General features: G+C 58.7%; 12 protein-coding genes. 11 read left to right on the top strand and 1 reads right to left on the bottom strand.

Annotated elements, in window-relative coordinates:
• Positions 1 to 96 precede the first annotated feature (96 nt).
• From AC50YL_RS21700 to AC50YL_RS21650, 11 genes are all read left to right on the top strand, one after another.
• Positions 97 to 549 carry a MarR family winged helix-turn-helix transcriptional regulator gene (locus tag AC50YL_RS21700; protein ID WP_494834683.1) on the top strand — a complete coding sequence of 151 codons (453 nt, stop codon included), beginning with the start codon at positions 97 to 99 and terminating at the stop codon, positions 547 to 549.
• A 135-nt stretch (positions 550 to 684) separates the two neighbouring features.
• Entirely contained in the window at positions 685 to 1,518 is an 834-nt protein-coding gene (locus AC50YL_RS21695; protein WP_494834682.1) for an NmrA family NAD(P)-binding protein, read from the top strand.
• Between the two features lie 143 nt (positions 1,519 to 1,661).
• The gene (locus AC50YL_RS21690) at positions 1,662 to 2,981 is read left to right on the top strand and encodes a glycoside hydrolase family 140 protein (protein WP_494834680.1); all 1,320 of its coding nucleotides are present in this window, start codon (positions 1,662 to 1,664) and stop codon (positions 2,979 to 2,981) included.
• A 39-nt stretch (positions 2,982 to 3,020) separates the two neighbouring features.
• Positions 3,021 to 5,489: a GH116 family glycosyl-hydrolase gene (locus AC50YL_RS21685; protein ID WP_494834678.1), complete on the top strand. Its 2,469-nt coding sequence runs from the start codon at positions 3,021 to 3,023 to the stop codon at positions 5,487 to 5,489.
• Between the two features lie 248 nt (positions 5,490 to 5,737).
• Positions 5,738 to 7,603, top strand: a complete 1,866-nt coding sequence (locus tag AC50YL_RS21680; protein ID WP_494834677.1) for a cache domain-containing sensor histidine kinase — start codon at positions 5,738 to 5,740, stop codon at positions 7,601 to 7,603.
• The gene (locus AC50YL_RS21675; RefSeq protein ID WP_494834676.1) at positions 7,581 to 9,194 is read left to right on the top strand and encodes a response regulator; all 1,614 of its coding nucleotides are present in this window, start codon (positions 7,581 to 7,583) and stop codon (positions 9,192 to 9,194) included. The genes AC50YL_RS21680 and AC50YL_RS21675 overlap by 23 nt, the downstream gene beginning before the upstream one ends.
• A gap of 292 nt (positions 9,195 to 9,486) precedes the next feature.
• Positions 9,487 to 10,965: an extracellular solute-binding protein gene (locus AC50YL_RS21670; RefSeq protein ID WP_494834674.1), complete on the top strand. Its 1,479-nt coding sequence runs from the start codon at positions 9,487 to 9,489 to the stop codon at positions 10,963 to 10,965.
• Positions 10,966 to 11,034: 69 nt separating this feature from the next.
• On the top strand, positions 11,035 to 11,964 hold the full coding sequence (locus AC50YL_RS21665; protein ID WP_494834672.1) for a carbohydrate ABC transporter permease: 930 nt from the start codon (positions 11,035 to 11,037) through the stop codon (positions 11,962 to 11,964).
• A gap of 5 nt (positions 11,965 to 11,969) precedes the next feature.
• Positions 11,970 to 13,280: a carbohydrate ABC transporter permease gene (locus AC50YL_RS21660; RefSeq protein WP_494834670.1), complete on the top strand. Its 1,311-nt coding sequence runs from the start codon at positions 11,970 to 11,972 to the stop codon at positions 13,278 to 13,280.
• 207 nt (positions 13,281 to 13,487) lie between these two features.
• On the top strand, positions 13,488 to 14,828 hold the full coding sequence (locus AC50YL_RS21655; protein ID WP_494834669.1) for a glycoside hydrolase family 140 protein: 1,341 nt from the start codon (positions 13,488 to 13,490) through the stop codon (positions 14,826 to 14,828).
• 35 nt (positions 14,829 to 14,863) lie between these two features.
• The gene (locus AC50YL_RS21650) at positions 14,864 to 20,545 is read left to right on the top strand and encodes an S-layer homology domain-containing protein (protein ID WP_494834668.1); all 5,682 of its coding nucleotides are present in this window, start codon (positions 14,864 to 14,866) and stop codon (positions 20,543 to 20,545) included.
• Positions 20,546 to 20,695: 150 nt separating this feature from the next.
• Here AC50YL_RS21650 and AC50YL_RS21645 read toward each other — a convergent pair whose 3' ends face one another.
• The gene (locus AC50YL_RS21645; RefSeq protein WP_494834666.1) at positions 20,696 to 21,559 is read right to left on the bottom strand and encodes a helix-turn-helix domain-containing protein; all 864 of its coding nucleotides are present in this window, start codon (positions 21,557 to 21,559) and stop codon (positions 20,696 to 20,698) included.
• Positions 21,560 to 21,580: the final 21 nt, after the last annotated feature.

Here is a 21,580-nt window from a genome sequence, read left to right as displayed (position 1 = left end):
TGTTCTCCGTTTACCGATGCTTTGAAGATTGACAGAACGGCTTGATTGCCTTATTTTAGTAATAGTTAAACATTTAACTAGTTGGAGGCGGCGCGGTTGACGGATATTCGGAATTATGTACGCGAGCAGCCGCTGGAAGTCCGGACTTTCTTCGCGCTCGTGGAAACGACGGCCGGGCTTGTCGGCGCTTCGGAGCGATACTGGTCCGCGCAAGGAACGAACGGGGCGCGCATCCGCATTCTCGTCGAGATCGCCAAGGCGGGCGGCGCGATTCTGCCGTCGGAGCTTGCCGGCCGGATCGGCGTGACGAAGGCGAACATCAGCGTGCTGCTGACCCCGCTGGAGGAGCTCGGTTATATTCATAGCTCGAGCCATCCCGAGGACGGCCGGAAGCGCAGGGTCGTCTTGTCTCCGGAAGGAGAACGTATCCTGTCGGACCTCCTGCCGGGGAATCGGGAGACGATCGTCGGACGCATGAGAGGATTGAAAGAAGCGGAGATGAAGCAGCTCCTCGCGCTCCTGAACAAGCTGGAAAGGAACGAAGCATGAAACCGGCGCGCATGCGCAATGGGCAAAAGAGGTGCGGAAAACGGCCGTTGAACGATGGCGTTCAACGAAGCCGTTTTTGTTCGCGCAACTAGTTAAATGGTTAACTAAATAGAGATTGAAAGGATGAAACCAATCATGAAAATCGTGCTCGCGGGAGCGACCGGCAATTTGGGCGGACTTGTACTGCGGCAACTGAGGTATCGGGTACCTGCGTCAAGCTTGGCCGTCAGCGTACGTAAACCGGAGGCGGTTGCCGAATGGCAGAGCCAAGGCATCGAGATCAGGTACGGCGACTACGACATTCCCGATTCCTTGGAAGCCGCGTTTCGAGGCGCGACGAGGCTGTTGTTGATCTCGTCCCCTCATCCGGACGACGCCGTCCGCCTTCGTCAGCATGCGGGAGCCATCGAAGCCGCCAAGCAGGCCGGCGTCCGGCATCTCGTCTACACGAGCATCGTCCGGCCGGAGCAGGGCCGGCTGCCGCTGCATCGGCTGCATCTGCAAACCGAGCGGTTGATCCGGGAGTCGGGGATTCCGAGCACAATCCTGCGGAATGCCTATTATATGGACGTCGTAAAGTTACTCGGCGTCCGAGAGGCGGCGGCGAGCGGAGAATTATGGAGTCCGCCGGGAGAGTGGTCGTTCAACACGGCCGCCCGGGAAGACTTGGCCGCGGCCGCCGCGGCGGTGCTGACGGAGGATGGACATGACGGCCGGACGTACGAGCTGGCCGCGCCGCGCGCCTGGAAACCGGAGGATCTGGCGCGGGCCGTCGCGGCGTCGACCGGTCGCCGCGTCGTGCACCGGACAAATCCGGATATGGCGCATCCGGTCTACCGCATGCTGGCGCTCGCGGATATGCGGTACACGTCGGAGGACCTGGCGCGCCTTGCCGGACGGCCGCTCCGCACGATGCGGGACGAGGTGCGGGCGATGTTCGGTCCGAACCCCCAGCCGCAAGCGAGATGAACGATGACGCTCCGCATTTCCCTGCAAACAAATCAAAATATTCCAGCCAACAAGTTGAAATATTCGCTACCGCCGGTTTGCCCGCGGATCTATCCTGATAAGAAAGGCGATACGAAGCTGCGCAGCAGCAAGGGGGAGGATTCATGACGGCAAAAGCGATTCAAAAGCTGCGGGTCAGCGACAACCGGCGATTTCTGGTACGGGAGGACGGCTCGCCGTTCTTCTGGCTGGGGGATACGGCTTGGGAGCTGTTTCACAAGCTGAACAGGGATCAGGCAAGGCGGTATTTGGAACAGCGGGCCGAAATGCGGTTTAACGTCATTCAAGCCGTCGCGCTGGCGGAATTCGAAGGCGTCACGGCGCCGAACGCGCATGGAAGGCTGCCGTTCAAGCCGGGGAAAGACGGCCGGCCCGACCCGTTGCTGCCGGACACGGACGGGCTTTATTCGTTTTGGGATCATGTTGATTATATCGTGGATGCCGCCGCGGAGCTGGGCCTTTACATCGCGATGCTGCCGACATGGGGCGACAAGTTCCATCAGGCATTCGGCATCGGGCCGGAAATCATTGATTCTGCGAACGCGCGGGCTTACGGGGAATGGATCGGGAGGCGTTACCGGGACAAGACCAACATCGTCTGGGTGCTCGGCGGCGACCGTTGGCTGACGACCCGCGTGCATTTCGACGTTGTGAACAGCATGGCGGAGGGGTTGGCCGACGGCGACCTCGGCAACCATCTCATGACTTTCCACCCCCCGGGCGGCCGGACCTCGGCCATCTTCATGCATGACGAGGAATGGCTGGACTTCAATATGATCCAATCCGGTCACCGTTATCTCGGCGAACGGCAATCCGACAGGCTGGTCGCCGCGGATTACGAGAGAAGGCCCGCAAAGCCCGTGCTTGACGGCGAGCCCTGCTACGAAGACCATCCGCGCGACCACGACGCGGAGAAGAACGGCTATTTCGACGCGGCGGACGTTCGGACCGCCGCTTACTACGCCGTCCTGTCGGGGGCATTCGGCCATACGTACGGCCATAATTCCGTCTGGTCGATGGCGACGGAGGCCGGCGATCGGTTTATCATGACCTGGGCGCAGGCGCTGGGCAGGCCGGGAGCGGCCCAAATGCGCCATCTGCGGGCTTTGATCGAGACTCGCGCGGGCTTGGACCGGATTCCCGATCCGGCGATGATCGTCGGCAATCCGCCCGGCGCGAACCGCATGGCGGCGGCGCGCGGCGATGGTTACGCGCTGCTGTACTCGCCGAACGGCGTGCCATTCGAAGCGGCGGTCGACCGGCTGCAGGCCGATGTCGTCCGCGCTTCCTGGTTCGACCCCCGCAGCGGCGAACTGAACGAAGCAGGCGAGTATCGCGATTCGGGGATACGGCGGTTCTTCCCGCCTTCGAGCGGAAGAGGCGACGATTGGGTGCTGGTGCTCGAAGCGGCAGCGCCGAAATAACGCGAGGCCGGCGGCCGGCGCAGATGAGAGAGGGAATCCATGGACCATTATCCATATACCAAGGAGCAGCTGCTGCACAGGGGGCCGCAGCGCTCGTATACGCATGAAGCGAGGGAAGCGAAATTTTTGCTCGGCGGCATCGGCACGGGCAACGTCTCGATCGGCTCGCGCGGGCAGTTCTGCGACTGGGAGCTGTTCAACAGCCAAGGCAAGGGCAATGCCCTGCCGTATTCGTTCTTCGCCATCCGGACGCAAGCCGGGGAGGACGCGGCCGTGGCCAAGGTGCTCGAGGCGAAGCTGACGCCGCCGTTTGCCCATTCGCACGGCTTCTTCGCCGACGAAACGGCCGGTCTGCCGAGGCTTGCGGCGTCGAGCCTGCGCGGGGAGTATCCGTTCGCTGAGGTGGCGTTTACGGACCGCGACCTGCCGGTTGAGGTGACGCTGGAGGCGTTCACGCCGTTTATTCCTCTGAATCCCGACGATTCCGGCATCCCGGGCGCGATGATCCGCTATCGCGTGACGAACGCGTCCGAGCGGCCCGTGGACGTGTCCATCGCCGGTTCGTTGGCCAACGCGGCCGGCTACGAGGGACGGGAATTGTTCCACAACATGCGGCTCGCCGGCGAGGTCCGCAACGAATACCGTTCGGAGCAGGGGAGGCAGGGCATCTATTTTTATTCGCCCGACCTTCCGTCCGGCCATCTCCGCAACGGCACCTTGGCGCTCATGACCCGCGACGCGAACGCGTCCGTGAAGGAAGAATGGCTGCCCGGCGCCTGGTGGGACGGCATCCAGGAGTTCTGGAACGATTTCGCCGAGGACGGACGGCTGGAACCCTGGCAGGATACGCAAGCGGGGACGGGCAAGCTGAACGCGGGCGGGAAGGAACGCTACGGCTCGGTCTGCATCCGCCACGCGCTGCGGCCAGGCGAGGAGCGGGTATTCGAGTTCGCGCTTACCTGGCATTTTCCGAACCGGCCGAAGAACTGGCAGGGGCATATCCTGCCGGTAAGCAGCAAGGAAGGCCAAGAGCGCAACTACTACGCGAAGCTGTTCGAGGACGCGTGGCATGCCGGCGCTTATCTGCTGGATAACATCGACCGGCTCGAGGGCCGCTCCCGGGATTTCCGCCGCGCGCTGTTCGGCAGCACGCTGCCGGATTATGTCCTCGACGCGCTGGCGGCCAATATTACGGTCATTCGCAGCACGACCTGCTTCCGCATCGGGGACGGCACGCTGCTCGGCTGGGAGGGCGGCTTCGATCATCGCGGCAGCTGCGAGGGCTCATGCACGCATGTATGGAATTACGCGCAGACGATGGCGTTTCTGTTCCCTTCGCTCGAACGCTCCATGCGGCGCGTGGAATTTCTGCTGGAGACGGACGAACGGGGCAGCATGTCGTTTCGCACCAACCGGGTCTTCGGCGGCGAACGGTGGGACATGGTGCCGGCCGCCGACGGGCAATTGGGCACGATCGTCCGGCTGTACCGGGAGTGGAAGCTAAGCGGCGACGACGGGTTTATGCTCGAGCTGTGGCCCAAGGCCCGGCTGGCGCTGGACTTCGCGTTCGGCTACTGGGATTCCGACGGCGATTGCGTGCTCGACAGCGAGCAGCACAACACGTACGACGTGGAATTTTTCGGGCCGAACTCGCTTACGAACGCGATGTTCTACGCCGCGCTGAGGGCCGGAGCGGAAATGGCCGCCTACGCGGGCGACGGGGAACGCGCCGGCCTCTATGCCGCGGCGTGCGCGCGGGGAAGCGCCGCGATGGACGCGATGCTCTGGGGCGGGGAGTATTACGTGCAGCGGCTCGACGACGCCGATGCCTATCGGTACCAGCAAGGGACGGGCTGCCTGTCCGACCAATTGATCGGGCAGTTCATGGCCCATGTCGCCGGGCTGGGCTACGTCCTGCCGGAGCCGCACGTGAAGCAAGCGCTGCGTTCCGTATACCGCTATAACTTCCGCACGGACTTCTCGAACCATGCGAACGTTCAGCGGACGTACGCGCTCGGCGACGAGCGGGGGCTGCTGCTCTGCTCCTGGCCCCACGGCGGCCGGCCGAAGTTTCCGTTCATCTATTCGGACGAGGTATGGACCGGCGTCGAGTATCAGGTGGCGGCTCATCTGATCTACGAGGACTGCCTCGAGGAAGGGCTGACGATCGTGAAGGCGCTGCGCGAACGCCATGACGGGTTCCGCCGGAATCCGTGGAACGAGGTGGAATGCGGCAACCATTACGCCCGTTCGATGGCGAGTTGGGCGCTGCTTCCCGCGCTCAGCGGTTACCGGTGCGACATGGTCGGCAGGACGATGTCCTTCGAGCCCAAGCTGTTCCGCGAGGCGTTCTCCTGTTTCTGGAGCACCGGGACGGCATGGGGCGTCTACAAGCAAACGATCGACATAAGCACCGGGGAACCGGACTGGGAGCTCGAGGTGCTGTACGGCGAATTGCGCGACGTGACGGTGAACGGCAGGACGATGACGCGGACCGCCGAGGCGTAGGACGATTCAGCCATAGCGGCATTAGGGACAGCGAACGCGCTGTCTCTTTTTTTATCACAATAATATCCAAATTTAACGAATAGTTGCTAATGGTTACTCCGGTTCTTCCCGCCTAGCAAAAAAATTCAATATTTTCATACCCGATCGTAAAATATTTAATGAAATAAAACGGTCGCCCGCTCTATAATTTACTCATAGCTAGCTTCGGACCGATTACGATCACATGGCGAGACGAGGGAATAGAGCGGATGACGACGACCAAGCGCTTAACGAGAATGACCCGCATGCTGCTTTTCCCCTATCGCTTCATTGCCAAATCCTTGTACCGGAAAATATGGTTCTGCTTCTTCGTCACGATCTCGATCACGGTCGTCACGCTGGGGCTCGACTATTACGTGCAGACGTCGTCGGACATCAAGCGGCAGGCGATCGGGAATATGGAGCAGATCAGCAACCAGTCCGCCGCGACGCTGGAATCGTACATGTCGAACATCAAGAATTTCGCGTGGGAGTACTTCGGGGACAAGGACTTCCAGCAGTTCGTCAAACATCTCGGGGCGGATCCGGGAACGTACAGCCATTACTCCACGAAATTCAATCAGTTTCTCTCGCGCAATCCCGTCGCGGACCTGATCATGGTCAGCCAAATGAACGGCAACCGGCTCACCTCCGGAGGCATCAGCAAGGTGAACAGCCTGGACCAGGACTTCGAGCAATTGAAAACGATTGCAATCCGCAACGACGGCAAAGGCGCATGGCTGCCCACGGTCGTCATCGATCCGCGAACGAAGAAAGGCGTCCGGACGCTGATCTTCACGCAGGCGATCAAGACGATCGATTTCAATTCCGATAACCCCGTCGTCGGCGTGCTGTTCATCCGGCTCTCGTCCGACTTTCTGAAGGATTGGCTGGGCGAGATCGGCAGCGAAGAACAGGGGCAGTACGCGCTGGTCGACTCCGAGGACAGCAAGGTCATGTTCACGCTGAACGAGAAATCGCTCGGCGAACGGCTCACGGGACTTGACCGGTTGTTCGCATTCAGTTATCACGTCACCTCCAGGTATCTCTACGCCGACCATCTAGGCGAGAAGACGCTGTTCGTGTCCAACAAGCTCGACAATACGTCGTGGGTGCTGGTCGGGCAGATCCCGCTCGGCATCCTGCTCCGGCAGGTCAACGAGCTGGCGCTGCGCACCTTGATGATCGGCGCGGTCTGCCTGCTCGGGGCAATGATCATCGCCAGCGTTCTGTCTTCCAAGATCATCACCCCGCTCAAGCAGCTCAAGAAGGGAATCGTCGCCATCGAGAAGGGCGATTACGGCGTTGCGGTTCCGGTAACCTCGACCGACGAGATCGGCTATTTCGTCCGGCGCTTCAATCAGATGGCCAAGGAAATCAACGAGCTGATCGTCAAGGTGTACGAGGCGGACCTGGTCAAGAAGGATGCGGAGATCAAATCGCTGCAATCCCAGATCAATCCTCATTTTCTGTACAACACGCTTGGCATGATCGACAGCCTGGCCGCCCTGCACGAGGATGACCGGATCAGCATCATCAGCTCCTCGCTCGCGAAGATGTTCCGGTATAATATCAGCGCCGGGCATATGTCCACGCTGCACGCGGAAATCCGCCAGCTGGAGATCTACCTGTCCATCCAGCAGATCCGGTTCGCGGACCGGCTGACGTATACGATCGACATGGAAGAAGGACTGCAGACGATCCTGACCCCGAAGCTGCTGCTCCAGCCGCTCGTGGAGAACAGCTTCATACACGGCATCGACCATCTGTCCGCGGGCGGGGAGATTCGTATCCGGGCATACAGCCTGTCCGATACCGACGCCGTCATCACCGTCTGGAACAACGGGCCGTCCATCGAGCCGCAGCGGCTGCAAGCGCTGCAGGTCATGCTGGAGCAGTGCCAGCAGCAAAATTACGCGGGCAATTCGGCGTCGTCGATCGGGCTGTTCAACGTGCAGTACCGGATCAAGTTCGTCTTCGGCAATCATTACGGCTTAACCCTGCACAGCAGGGAGGAGCAGGGGACGACGGCCACGGTATTGGTCAAAAAAATGCGGGTGGAGGAAGCGCACGATGAAATTGATGATCGTCGATGACGAACAGCTGATGCGGCAAGGCATCCGCAAGAAGATTCAGATGACCGGGCTGCCGGTGACGGTCATCGCGGAAGCGGGCGACGGGATGGAAGCGCTCGCCAAGCTGCGCGAGGAGCGGCCGGACATCGTCATCACGGATATCCGAATGCCGCGGATGGACGGCTTGACCTTCCTGCAGGAAGCGCTGCGGGCGATGCCGGAGCTGCAGTTCATCGTCGTCAGCGGCTACGGCGAGTTCGAATACGCGCGGAAGGCGATCCAATACGGCGTGACGGACTACCTGCTGAAGCCGGTGGACAGGGACGAGCTCAAGGAAAGCCTGGCGCGGATCATCCACAAAATCGAATGGCGCGTCCAGCAGCAAGCCTTGGGCGAGCAGGTCAAGCATTTGCAAAGCCGCTCCGAGGAGTCGCTTCGCGATCAAATGCTCAGCAAGCTCATCCAATACGGCGAGGACGCCGGGCAAAGAGCGGCCGACCGGGACGACCGGGTGCTCGCGATGAAGGCGAAGTGCAGCCGCTTCGCGGCGGTCGTCTTCCAGCTGGAGCCGGTCGCCTTGCCGCATCTCTCCTTCCGCCCGGAAGACGGGAGGCTGCTCTGGTTCGCCGTGCAGAACATCATCTCCACCGTGCTCGACGCCAACGGACGCGACGGCGTGCTCTTCAAGCATGTCATGCACGAGAACGAGCTCGTCTACGTGCTGGGCGGCCAATCCCCCGTCGATGCCGAGACGTTCAACCGGGAGCTCGAGGAGATATTGGCGGGCATCCGCCGCCATCTGAAGCTGGAGGCGACGATCGGCTGCGGCACCGCGGTCCGTCAGATGGAGGTCATCCAACAGTCCTACCAGCAAGCCAAGCAGGCGCTGCGCAACCGGATCATCCACGGTACCGGGCGCATCTACGCGGCGGACGCCGAATACGTCAAGGCGGCCCCGCATTCCGTCATCTCGCGCGAAGACGAAGCCTTCCTGCTCAGCTGCCTGAACGAGTGCAACGCCGCGGCGCTGAATGCGTGGATCGGGCAGCGGGTCGAGACGATCGCGACCGACGGGCGGGTCTATTTCGCGCATCTGGAGAGCTTCTGCGTGGAGTTCCATCTGCTGCTGCGCAAATATTTGCTCACGCAGACGAGCATCCCCGAGTGGATCATCGGCGAGTTGGACGATCTGCTGCATTGGCTGCAGGGGCTGGCGAATTGGCGCCAGATCCCGGAGCACCTGATCGAGATGGTGCATAACATCGTCGGCCATCTCTATAAGCTGCGGCATTCCTCGGAGTACAGCGCGATCGACGAGGTGAAGCTGTTCATCGACCAGTCCTTGCACGAGCCGCTCAACCTGCAGATGATCGCCGAGCGCTTTTACTTTCATCCGAGCTATTTCTCGCGCCGCTTCAAGGAGCGCTTCGGCGAGAACTTCGTCAACTACCTGACGAACGCCAGAATCCGCAAGTCGGAGCTGCTGCTCCGCGACCCGAGCCTGAAAATCCAGCAGGTCGCCGAGCTGGTCGGCTTCAAGGACGCCGCCTACTTCAGCAGCGTGTTCCGCAAGACGACGGGCATGACGCCGAATCAGTACCGGTCCAGCTGAACGATGCGTGCGACAGGTTGACGTCGCGGCACGCTTTCGCTGTCTTGACCGCCATAGTGGAATCGTCTTCCGGCAGGCTCTTGCCGGCGCTGGCGCAAGACCGACCGACTGAACATGCGAAAGCCGCCGGAGAAGGTTCCGGCGGCTTTCGCGCTCGCGGAGGTACCGCCGCTTCGTCAAAATATTCATAGCGCACAAGTACGTTATTTCCATTAACGGCCTTGGCCTTTCCCGCTATGATTAGCTTGTAACCGAAACCAATCGGACATATCACTAGGAGGTAAGGCATCGCATGAAAAAGCATGGGGGAATCAACAAATCGGCTTCCGTCCTGGTTGCCGCCACGATCGTAGCCGGTCTGCTGTCGGCTTGCGGTTCGGAGAAAGAAGATAACGCGGCGGGCGCGAACAACGCGGCGACGCAGACGAACGACGCTGCGGCGAACGCCGACGCCGGCACGGACGCTTCGACGAACGCCTCGACGAACGCTGCGGCGAACGCGGGGGACAACGCGGCCGACCCGGTCGTCGAGATCACGGTATGGGACCAGCCTTCCCCGGATGATCCGGGCAAGTCGTTCATCGAAGAGCAATTCGCCAAATTCGATGCGGATCACCCGAACATCAAGGTCAAGCACGTCGAGGCGTGGCAGCCGGACGTCCGCGAGAAGTTCCTGACGGCGGTCGCCGGCGGCGAAGGCCCGGACCTTTCCTCGGCGGCATTTCCGGATATGCAGGTTTATATTCCGAAGGGCATCGCAGCCGATATCACGGATATGGTCAACAATTCGCCGGATAAGGATCGTTTCATCGACGGCGCGTTCAACCTCGCTTCCAAAGACGGCAAAATCTACGGGATTCCGAACGATATGTATACGAGCGGCCTGATCTATAACAAGAAGCTGTTCGCCAACGCGGGCATCGCGGCGCCGCCGAAGACGTGGGAAGAATTCGCGGCGGACGCGCAGGCCGTTCAAGCCAAGAACCCCGGCGTCACCGGCTTCGATATTCTCGGCATGGACTGGGCGGATTGGCATTTCGAATATTACGTCTGGCAGGCGGGCGGCGATCTGACGGAGCAATTGCCGGATGGCACGGCGAAGTTGGATTTCACGTCGGACGCGGCGGTTAAAGCGCTTCAATACTACAAAGACCTGAAATGGAAATACAAAGTGACGCAGAAAAACGTCGTGCAGGATATCGGAGAGAACGAGAAGGACTTCTACAGCGGCCGTTCCGCGATGATCATCGGCACGTCCGACAGCTTCACGAACTTCGTGGGCAGAGGCATGGACCCGGCAGACATCGGCTTCGCTCCATTCCCTGCAGGTCCTTCGGGCAAGGCGCCGGCGCAGGTGGGCGGCAGCTTCTCGATGCTGAATCCCAAATCGTCCCCGGAACAGCAGAAGGCGGCGTTCGAATACGCGATGTACTTCATGTCCAAGGACTATAACGACGCCCTCGGCCAGTTCAAAGTCGACAACGGTCTCGGCGTGCGCCCGTTCACGGTGCTGAAGGACTTCGACGTCACCCAGTACATCAAGGACGTTCCGCAGGATTACCTGGATGCCGTCAACGAATCCGCGAAAGACCAGCATCTGGAGTACTTTTTGAAGAGCAGCCTCAGCAGCTACCTCGTCAAGCCGATCCAGAAAGTATTGCTCGACCAGAACGCGGATCCGGCGACGGAGCTGAAGAAAGCGCAAGAGCTTGCGCAGAAAGAAGTCATCGACAAATACAATGCCGATCTGAAATCGGGAGCCAATAAATAGCATTGAACTCATAAGTCGGGATTTCCGAACCGGAAATCCCGATGGTTTTCATAAGGTGGTGGTGCGGACATGGGCAATCAATTGGAGCTGAAACAAGATACTGTGATACGCAAGCAGACGCAAACGCGTACGCGCGCGACGTTTAAAATTCGTTGGACGCCGATCCTTTTCTTGCTGCCGTCCCTTATCGTTTTTTTCGTTTTCAAATATTATCTGATTTTCGATGCGATCTATATCAGTCTGTTCAACTACGATATCGTCAACCCGCCAGGAAACTTCGTCGGACTCGGCAACTATTTTGAATTTCTGAAATCCGCGACGTTCTGGGTGGCCATGAAAAATACATTGATTTTCTTCGTCCTGTCCGTCTTGATCGTATTCTGGGTACCGATCGCACAGGCGCTGTTCCTTAGCCAGGTCAAGCGCTGGAATGCATTCTACCGCGTACTGTACCAAATCCCGGGCGTACTTCCGGTCGTGGCCGGCGTCCTGCTATGGAAATGGATGTACAATCCCGACCGCGGGCTGTTCAACTATTTGCTGGCCAAGATCGGGCTTGGACCGTACGGTTGGCTGAACGATCTGCACATGACCAAGCTCGCGATCGTGCTTCCTGGATTTTTTACCGGAGGCGGTATCAGCGTGCTGCTTTACTACGCGGCAATCAAATCGATTTCCGCCGAATTATTCGAAGCGGCGAAGATCGACGGCTGCGGGCCTTGGCGCCGGATGGGCATCATTATTTTGCCGAACATCACGTTCGTCATCCTGATTCAATTCGTCGGCTTCATGTCAGGCGTCCTGCTGTCGTTCGATAATATCTTCGTGATGACGCAAGGGGGGCCGGCCGACGCTTCGCTCGTCGTCGCGCTCATGATTCAGCGAACGGCTTTCGTGCAGTCCAGATTCGGGATATCGGCAGCGCTCTCGTTCTTCATGTTCATCGTCATCGCCGTACTGACGATCATTCAATTCCGATTGCAGAAGGAGGATGACTAAGCGACATGAACAGCCGCATCAAAGAGAAAGGCGAACGCAAGCTCGCGGTCACCTCGTATATCGTGACGATCGTGTTCATTATCCTCGGCATCCTGCCGCTCGTTTGGATGCTGCTTACGTCCTTGATGGACAACGATTCCATTGACGCGACGACGCCGAAGTTCATTCCCGACGTTCCCAAATCGATCTCGATTACGCTCGATTATTCGGGCCAGCCGGATCAGAACGAGGATTTCTATCTGAAGGATGCCATGAAAGCAACCTGGTTCCCGTGGATGGCCAATATCCGAGAAAATATCGGGGAAATCAAAATCAAGGGCGTGAAGGACGGGCATGAGCTGTACAGTTCGAAGACGACGTCCGCGAGCTTCTCCGTCGGGCAGCCGTTTATCGTGCCGACGCAGGTATTCAACGACACCGTCATGAAAGCCAAGCTGCCGAGAATCAAGGAAAGCGGACTGTCGGACTTTAATTGGTACGGTCAAGGCAAGCAAGCGAAAACCGGGGATGGGACGCTGTCGGATAAACCGCTTAGCAAGAATCTTCAATCCTTCTTCAGCGACCGCAAGCTGCTCGACGGCAAACTAACGTCCTTGGAGCAGTCCCGCAACTGGGTCCGCTTATTCGACAGTTACCGCAGTCTGAATATTCTTGCCTCGGAAGCCAAAGTCAGCTTGGGGTTCTATCATTATTTTCTGAACAGCTTGCTTGTCTGCGCCGTGGTCATTGTCTGGCAGCTGGTCTTCGGGGCGATGGCGAGCTATGCGCTCTCGCAGCTTGTGCGCAATAAGAAGACCAAGTTCATCGTACTGATGTACTTTCTGATGACGATCATGATTCCGGGCGTATCCGTGCTGATTCCGCAGTACTTGCTTATGCAGAAGCTGAACCTCGTGGACAACATATGGGCGATTATCCTGCCGCATTTTGCTTGGGGCTTCGTGATCTTCTTGTTCAAAGGCTTCTTCGACCAGCTCCCGAAGGAATTGCTGCAAGCGGCGCGTGTAGATGGCGCTACAGAATTCAGGACGTTCATACGCATCGTTATTCCAATGTCTATACCGGTCTTTACGATCGTGGCGGTCATGACGTTCATACCGGTTTGGAATGATTTCTTATGGCCGTACGTTGTCACGAAATCGCCGCATAACTGGACCTTCACGGTTGCGATGAACGATTTGCAGGGCGGCGCGAATCCGCGTGCGAACTGGATCAGCGCAAGCGGCGTCGTCTCCATGATCCCGCTGCTGCTCGTCTTCATGGGCACGCAGGGCGCGATCGAGAAAGGCATTAATTTTACGGGCATTAAAGGCTAAGCGAAGAAGAAAAGGGGGTGACCTCATCGAAGCAGGTTTCAACGCGCCCGAGTCCGCAGCGTAATGGCAGCGCGGCTCGACCGCCCCCGCTTTCGGGAGGAGACATTTCATAATCGAACGTTTATGAAAGCGCTTCAAAATATTCTGGGAAGCGTTGCGATTGGGCGGTTCAGCCGTACAACGAAGTGCGAAAGGTGGGGAGTTTAATTGGCGGAGATCAACAGAAACAGGATGCCGCCGCTGCGCATCAGCGATAACGGACGCCACTTGATCCAAGCGGACGGAACGCCGTTCTTCTGGCTGGCCGATACGGCCTGGCAGCTGTTCCGAAAGCTGGACCGGGCGGAAGCGGACCTCTATCTCCGCAGTCGGGCGGAGCAGGGCTTCACCGTTATCTTGGCCGTCGTGCTGGCGGAATTGGACGGCGCCGGCGCCGGCAATGCCTATAACCGGCACCCGCTTCGCAAGAACGGCGACGGCGAATACGATCCCTTGCAGCCGGATTTGGCCGCGGAAGGCGATTACGGCTATTGGGAGCATGTCGATTATATCGTCGACAAAGCGGCGGAATACGGGTTGTACGTTGCGCTGCTGCCGGCTTGGGGCGACAAGATCAATCAGGCCTGGGGCAAAGGTCCGGAAATATTCCGTCCGGATAACGCAGCGGCGTTCGGCGATTGGATCGGGCGCCGATACGGGGCAAGATCCAATATCGTCTGGGTGCTGGGCGGCGACCGGGAGCTGACGAACCGGCGGCATTTCACCGTCATCCAAGCGATGGCGGAAGCCATTCGCGAAGCTGCCCGCGGCAAGCAGCTGATGACCTTTCACCCGAACGGCAAGCAAAGCTCGTCCTTGTACATGCATGAAGAGGATTGGCTCGACTTCAACATGATCCAATCCAGCCATTACGAATTGAACTATCCGAACGAAGCACTGATCACGAAGGATTACGGGTTGAGTCCGGCAAAACCGGTTGTGGACGCAGAGCCCTGTTACGAGGACCATCCGGTCGGCTTCCGGATCGAGAACGGCTTCTTCGATGCGAAGGATGTCCGGCAGGCCGCTTACTTCGCCTTGTTCGCCGGCGCCTTCGGCCATACCTACGGCCATCATTGCGTCTGGTCCATGACTAAGGAGACGACGGATACGTTCATCATGCTTTGGTCGGAAGCGCTTTCGCGGCCGGGGGCGAATCAGATGGCCCATGTCAAACGGCTCGCGGCTTCGCGGCCGATGCTCGATCGCGTGCCGGATCAGAGCCTGCTCGTCTCCAACTATCCCGGCGCTTGCCGACTGCAAGCCTGCCGCGGCAAGGATTACGCCTTCATCTACAGCCCGAACGGACTGCCGGTCGTATGCCGGCTTGGCGGTTTGTCGGGCAGCGAGCTGGCCGTCCGCTGGTTCAACCCGCGGACAGGAGAAACGTTTGCTGCCGGCACGGTAATCAATTCGGGGGAAGAACGGTTCGCGCCGCCTTCTTCCGGCAGAACGGATGACTGGGTATTGGTGCTCGACGACGCTTCCAAAGGGTATCCAGCCCCTTAAGAAAGCGATCCATCTATTATAACGGAGGTTGCCTCATGTTGAAAAAAGCAAGTTCCATCGCCCTCGCAGCCAGTTTGCTGCTCGGCGCAAGCGGACTCGGCGTACTGCCGGCCAGCCGCGTTTTCGCGGATACGGTTCCTTCCGAGACGCAGGAAGTCGCGATCGACGGCTTCGAGAATGCAAGCGACTGGGCAGCGAACGACGGCGGCATCGTCAAAACCGGCGATACGGCCGACAAAACGCAAGGCTTGCAATCGCTGGATGTCACGTATCCCGTCCCGCAAGGGGATAATGCCTGGAGAGAGCTTTCCTGGGATACCTCGGCCAGCCCGCTGGATCTATCGGCGGCGACCAGTTTGAAATTGGATATGAAGCCCGTTGGATCGCAATCGACAGGAGCGGAGCCGATTCACTTCAAGCTCGTGGATGCCTCGCAGCAACAAGCGGTTTACGAGGATAACATTCCGGCGCAAACCTCCGGCGAGTGGAATACGTTCGAGCTGGATTTAGGCAGTATTCCGGCAGCCAAACGCGCTGCGATCACCTACATCGTATTTTATGCGTTCAATAACGATGGCAATATGAACCACCGGACGTCGCTTGAATACAAATTCGACAATTTGCGCGCGGTTGAGCCGATGCCGCCATTGGTCGAGAAGCTCGTCAACGGATTCGATAAGGCAAGCGACTGGGCGCCTACCAGCGACGTCGCCGCTGCCGCCGACCTGTCCGACAAGACCGAGGGCTCGCAATCGCTAAGCATGACGGTTCCGATCGCTGATCCGAAAGGCATTCCCGTATGGAAAGAAATCCATTGGGATATGACGGCGAATCCGCTGGATCTCTCGAACGCTTCCACGCTGAATTTCGATCTTAAGCCTATGGGAGACGCGAATGGCACCCAAACGACGGGCGATATGGAAGCGATCCGCTTCAAGCTCGTGAACGGGGCGGATGCCGCGATCTACGAGGATGCCATCCCGACCCAAACGCTGCAAGATTCGCAAAGCCCGTGGACCGTCACGACGGGATCGGACAACTGGAAAACGTACTCGCTGGACCTTTCCAAGGTTCCGGGGGATCGTTCATCCATCACGTATATTGTATTTTATGTATACAACAAAGACGGCTCGATTCAAAACAGAACCTCTTTGCAGTACAAGTTCGACAATTTGCGCGTACTTACCCACGAAATGCAAGGCGTATCGGCTTCGCCTGAATCTTCGGCGGTGACTCCCGGAACGCCGGTAACGTTGTCCACGCCGGCCGCCGGCGCGCAAATCTACTATACGCTGGACGGCTCGGATCCGAGAACCTCGGGAACGAAGAAGACTTATACGACGCCGGTTATCGTTCAAGACACCACGGTGATCAAAGCTTATGCGGAGATCGGCGGCTCGAAGAGCGCGATTTCCACGTATCAATACACCATCGGAACGGGCACGCCGGGCGAAGAGCTGTTCAATTTGAACGGAAACGTTGCGGATACGCTGGACCGCATGGTTGCGGGGATCAACAAGCCGGCAAGCATCGGCCAGGATGGCTTCGTCAGCGATTGGAGCGGCCAAACAACCTTCAAGCTGCCGTCCAATGCGAGCAAGCAGGTGAAAATGTCCGGATGGACCGGCGATGAGGACCTGTCCGCAGACGTCTCGCTTGCCCATGACGATGCGAATCTGTATCTGCATGTGAAGGTCAAGGACAATGTTCAATCCGACAAATCGGGCGGCGATATTTGGCTGGGCGACGGGATTCAGATGGCTTTCTCCCAAGACGGCTATGCCTACGGTCCGGAATACGGATTCTCGTATAACGGAGGCGCGCTCAGCAAGTTCAGATGGAGCAGCGGCAGCGCCAAGCTCGATGTCGATTCCGTCAAACTGAAAGCATCGCGCGATGAGAATACGAAAGAAACGACTTATGATATCACGATGCCATGGCTGGCTGCGTTGTCCCCGGCTCCAACGGGCAACGTTCCGTTCACGCTCCTGATCAACGATAACGACGGCGGGGGCCGGGACGGCTACATCGAATGGACGCCGGGCATCGGCGTTACGCCGAAGGATGCCACGAGCATGGGCTCGCTGGCGCTGCTGGACGCGGACACGACGTGGTCGCCTGCGCTGCATGGCCCGCAAGACGGGATCTCGAACACCCCGTACGATTATGTATTGACATTGCCTAACTTCGGTACGGAAGCCGCGAATTTCGCAGTGAAAGTACCGGCTGGGGATGTGGATACGGTAGTCGCCGTACCGGCTGGCAAAGTCGTGAAGAAGACCATCCCCGTCACCTTCGATGCTCCCGGCGAGCAAGCGGTCGCGGCAACGGTCAGCAAAGGCGACGTAACGAAGGAAACAAGCATCCAAGTCTCGATACTGAGAGATGCCGACAAATTAACGGCCGCACTGGATGAGCTGAACGCGAAGCTTCCGGCGCTCGAGGACTTGTTTGCCCAAGCGAAAGCGCAGCATATTGCCACGGATTACGAAACGGTGAATCTGACGGTCATCAAGAACTTCATCCAATACGGCAAGGACGACATCAGCCATTCGCTGCTCAGCCGCGCGGATTACGTGGAGAACGAGTTGGAATCGCTGTACCTAGAAGCGGAAACGAATTTGAAGGCTTACCTGGACGGTTCGAAAACAGCCCTGGTCGTGCCGAAATACGTGTCCGGACAACCGACGATCGAAGGCGGGTCGTTCATCGGCGATACGAAAACATCGGCGTCGGATCCGGCGACGAAGCGTCCGATATTCTTCACGGGCTATGGGCATTTTAGCCAAGCGCAGAAGGACATCCCGCAATTCAATGATCTCGGCGCGAATATTATCCAGATGGAGATCGGCCCGGACAGCACCGTTATGGCGCCGGTAGCGGGAAGCGGCAAGGAGTTCAGCATTTCTACCGCTGCTATCGAATCCAGCGTCCTTCCGGTCCTGCAATCGGCGGAAGACCATAACGTGGCCGTGAGCCTGCTGCTGTCGCCGCATTATTTCCCGGGTTGGGCGCTTGAGAAGTGGACGGATCTCAAGAACGGCAACGGCGGCTTCCTGCACTATAACGTCAACGATCCAAGAGCGAGGGATATCGTCGAAGCATTCCTGGATACGATCATTCCGATGGTCCAGGATTATAAATCGCTGCAAAGCATCGTCATCAGCAACGAGCCGACGTACGATTCACGCACCGATTCCTACGCCGTAGCGCCATGGCATCAATTCTTGACCGATAAATACGGCGATATCGCTAGTTTGAATACGCTATACGGCACGACGTACGACTCGTTTGACGACGTCGCGATGCCGGCAAGCAAGACGGCGACGGTGCAATTCTACGATTGGACCGTATTCAACAACAAGTATTTCTCCGACTGGCATGCATGGATGGCCGGCATCATTCAAGAGCTTGCACCGAAATTGCATACCAGCACCAAAATCATGGCAAAGCTGGACGACGCGGTGTCCTTCGGGGTCGACCCGGAAGATTTCAGCAAGTTCGGCGACCTGAACGGCGACGACAATTGGAATTACCTGGGCAGCGGCATTACGGGATATACGAAGGAAAACCAGTTCTACGATTTGCAAAATTCGATGCGGCTGGCGCCGATCTTCAACTCGGAGACCCACGTGATCGGCGACAGGGATACCGTGTACTCGCCCGAGCAGGCCAAACACGTGGAAACCTCCTTGTTCCAATCGGCGGTACACGGCAAATCGGCATCGGCGATCTGGGTATGGGAAAGATCCTACGATCCGAACAGCGATTTCTACGGCAGCGTGCTGGAGCGCCCGGACGTCGTGAAAACGATCGGCAAATTGAATCTCGATCTCAACCGTCTGGCCTATGAAGTGACGGCCCTGCAGAACGTGAAGCCGCAGGCGGCGATCCTGTATTCCTTGCCGTCCCTGGTCTATTCCGGCAGCTACCAGGACGCGATCGACAAAGCCCACACCGCGCTGACGCTGAGCGGCCAGAAAGCCGGCTTCGTATCGGAGCAGCAGGTGAAGGACGGCGGCTTGAGCGCGTATAAGCTGCTGATCGTGCCGCAAGCGACCAACGTCGGCGCGTCTACGCTGGAGGCAATCAAAGCCTTCATCGAGGGCGGGGGTAAAGTCGTCATCGTCGGCAGCGATTCGCTGAGCAAGGACGAGAACAACCGGCCGCTGAACGCGGACGACCGCGACGCGGTATTCGCCGGGTCGGAGGTGCTCGCGGATTCCGGGGCGATCCTGCAGTCCGTCAGAGCGCGGCTCTCCGGTCTCGGCTTGACGAGCGTCGTGCTGAAGGACAAAGCCACGGGCGCCATCGTCGACGGCGTCGAATGGCAGAGCGCCGCCTATAACGGCAAGCTGCTGATCGATATCGCGAATTACGATACGTCCGTCGCGTCCAAGACGGTCAGCATCGAGGTGAACGGCCGGCCTGCCGGCACGGCAAGCGAGCTGATCAACGGCGGCACGGTGGACACGGGGAACTTCACCCTCGAGCAGGAGAAACCGTACCTGCTGAGCGTGGATGCAAGCACGGGCGGCGGAGGTCCGATCATCGCCGATCCGGGCAGCCCGAACACGGTCAAAGACGCCGTCATCGGCGTGACGCCGAAGCTGGCGGACGGCCAAGCGACGGGGGCGATTACGGCCGACGAATTCGCGAAGGCCATCGAGAAGTCGGGAGACGCGCGGTCCGCGACCGTCGAGCTCCAAGCGGTGAACGGCGCGAAGGCTTACGCGCTGCAGCTGCCGGCATCGTTGTTTGCGGCGGATTACGCCGATCGCCGAATCGTCATCCATACCGCCGCGGGCGATCTGACGCTTCCGCTCCATCTGTTCGACGCGAAGGACATCGAAGGCGCGACGACCGTCGAATGGACGATAGGCGCAGCGGAGTTGACCGGGCTTGGCGACAACGCGAAGCAGGCGGTCGAAGTGACCGTCAAGGTAGACGGCAAGGTCGTGCATTGGAACAACGCGGACGCGCCGGTGACGGTGTCGATCCCGTACGCGCCAACCGCGGACGAACAAGCGAACCCGGATCGCCTCGCGATCTTGTATATCGACGAATCCGGCCATGCGGTACCGGTGCCGAACGGCCGATACGACGAAGCTTCGAAGTCCATGGTTTTCACGGCCACGCACTTCAGCCGGTATGCCGTTGCTTACGTCGCGACGAACTTCACCGACATCGCCGCCTTGAAGTGGGCGAAGCAGGCGATCGAGACGATGACGGCGAAAGGCGTCCTGACGGGTGCTGGCGATACCCTGTTCAAACCCGGCGCAAGCATCTCCAGAGCGGAATTCGTAGATGCCTTGGTCAAGGCGCTCGGCTTGTCCGCGCGCTTCGAATCGAATTTCGGCGACGTGCCTTCGACATCGGCTTACTACGATTCGATCGGCGCGGCGCGCAAGCTGGGCATTACGAACGGCATCGGCAACAACGCCTTCAAGCCGAATGCGCCGATTACGCGCCAGGAAATGGCCGCGCTCGTCGTCAGAGGCTTGAAAGCGGCAGGCAAGCCGGCGGCCGCCGGATCGGCCGCCGATCTCCATGCGTTCGCCGACGCTTCGAAGATCGCCCCTTATGCGGTCGAGAACATGGCGGCGCTCGTGAAAGGCGGCATTCTGCAAGGCGACGGCAAGAACCTGCTGCCCGGAGGCGAAGTCACGCGGGCGCAGACCGCCGTGCTGATGGACCGTCTCTATAACGGGCATTGATCTAACCGTCATCCAGAGATCGATAAAGCCGGCCCCCAAGTCTCCGCGACTTGGGGGCCGGCTCCGTTTGCTCCTTCTTCCACGCGAGCTTCCGATACGAGATGGTTCCTGCATTCCGCGGGAATCATCTTTTTTATGTCCTAAGCTTGCCTATTGATTTTTTCGGTATGCCTTCGGAGACATGCCGTAGGCTTTGGTAAACTGGCGAGTAAAATAGTTGCTGTCGTTGAAGCCGCTGTTATAGGAGATTTCCGATATGGGGAGGTTGGTCTTCTTAAGCAATGCGCATGCGTGTTCCAGACGAAGCCGGTGCAAGTAAGCGAAGGGCGTCGTTTGGTAATAGAACTGGAAAATCCGGTTCAAGTGCCGGACCGAAATGTTGGATTCGGCCGCGATTTGCTCGCGGGAGAGCTGATCCAGATAATGGTCTTCTATAAAGGAAATGGCATTGGCCAAATGCATCAGATTGCTTTGAATCCCCTCGCGCTCCTGATTCTCGTACTGCCGCGACAAATAGACGACGAGCTCCATGAACCTGGCGCGCAGCATCGTCTGATAGCCCTGCAGCTTGTTCTCGAATTCCTCGATCATGACGGCGACGAGGGACGACACGTATTCCAGATTCGATAACGGCAAGCTCAGTTTGCTGGTGAAATGCTGAATATTGCGGTAAAACGGCTCCAGCACGAAGAGCGCCTGGTAACCGTTGGACGTTCTCAGGTCGGGACCCGCCGACGTTAATAGTTCCGGGCGGTACATGATGTTGCAGATCCGAAAATCATGCGGATTCTTGTACGCATGGGAGGCCAGGCCGTCGATGACGAAGACATCGCCTTTCTTGATGAACGATTCTTCCGTATTCACGAGATGCGTGGCGTTGCCGTGCAATACGATGACGAGCTCGGAGAAATCGGCATGTTGATGCAGGTACATGTCTTCGTCATGTCCGCCGTACTGAATGTAGAACTGGAACTGCTCGTCCGTCGTAAACCAATTCAAATGGACGCTTCGCATTCGGACTCCCCCTCTTTCACA

Source organism: Paenibacillus sp. J22P277 (assembly GCF_059383675.1).
This window is presented reverse-complemented; position numbering and strand designations above follow the sequence as displayed.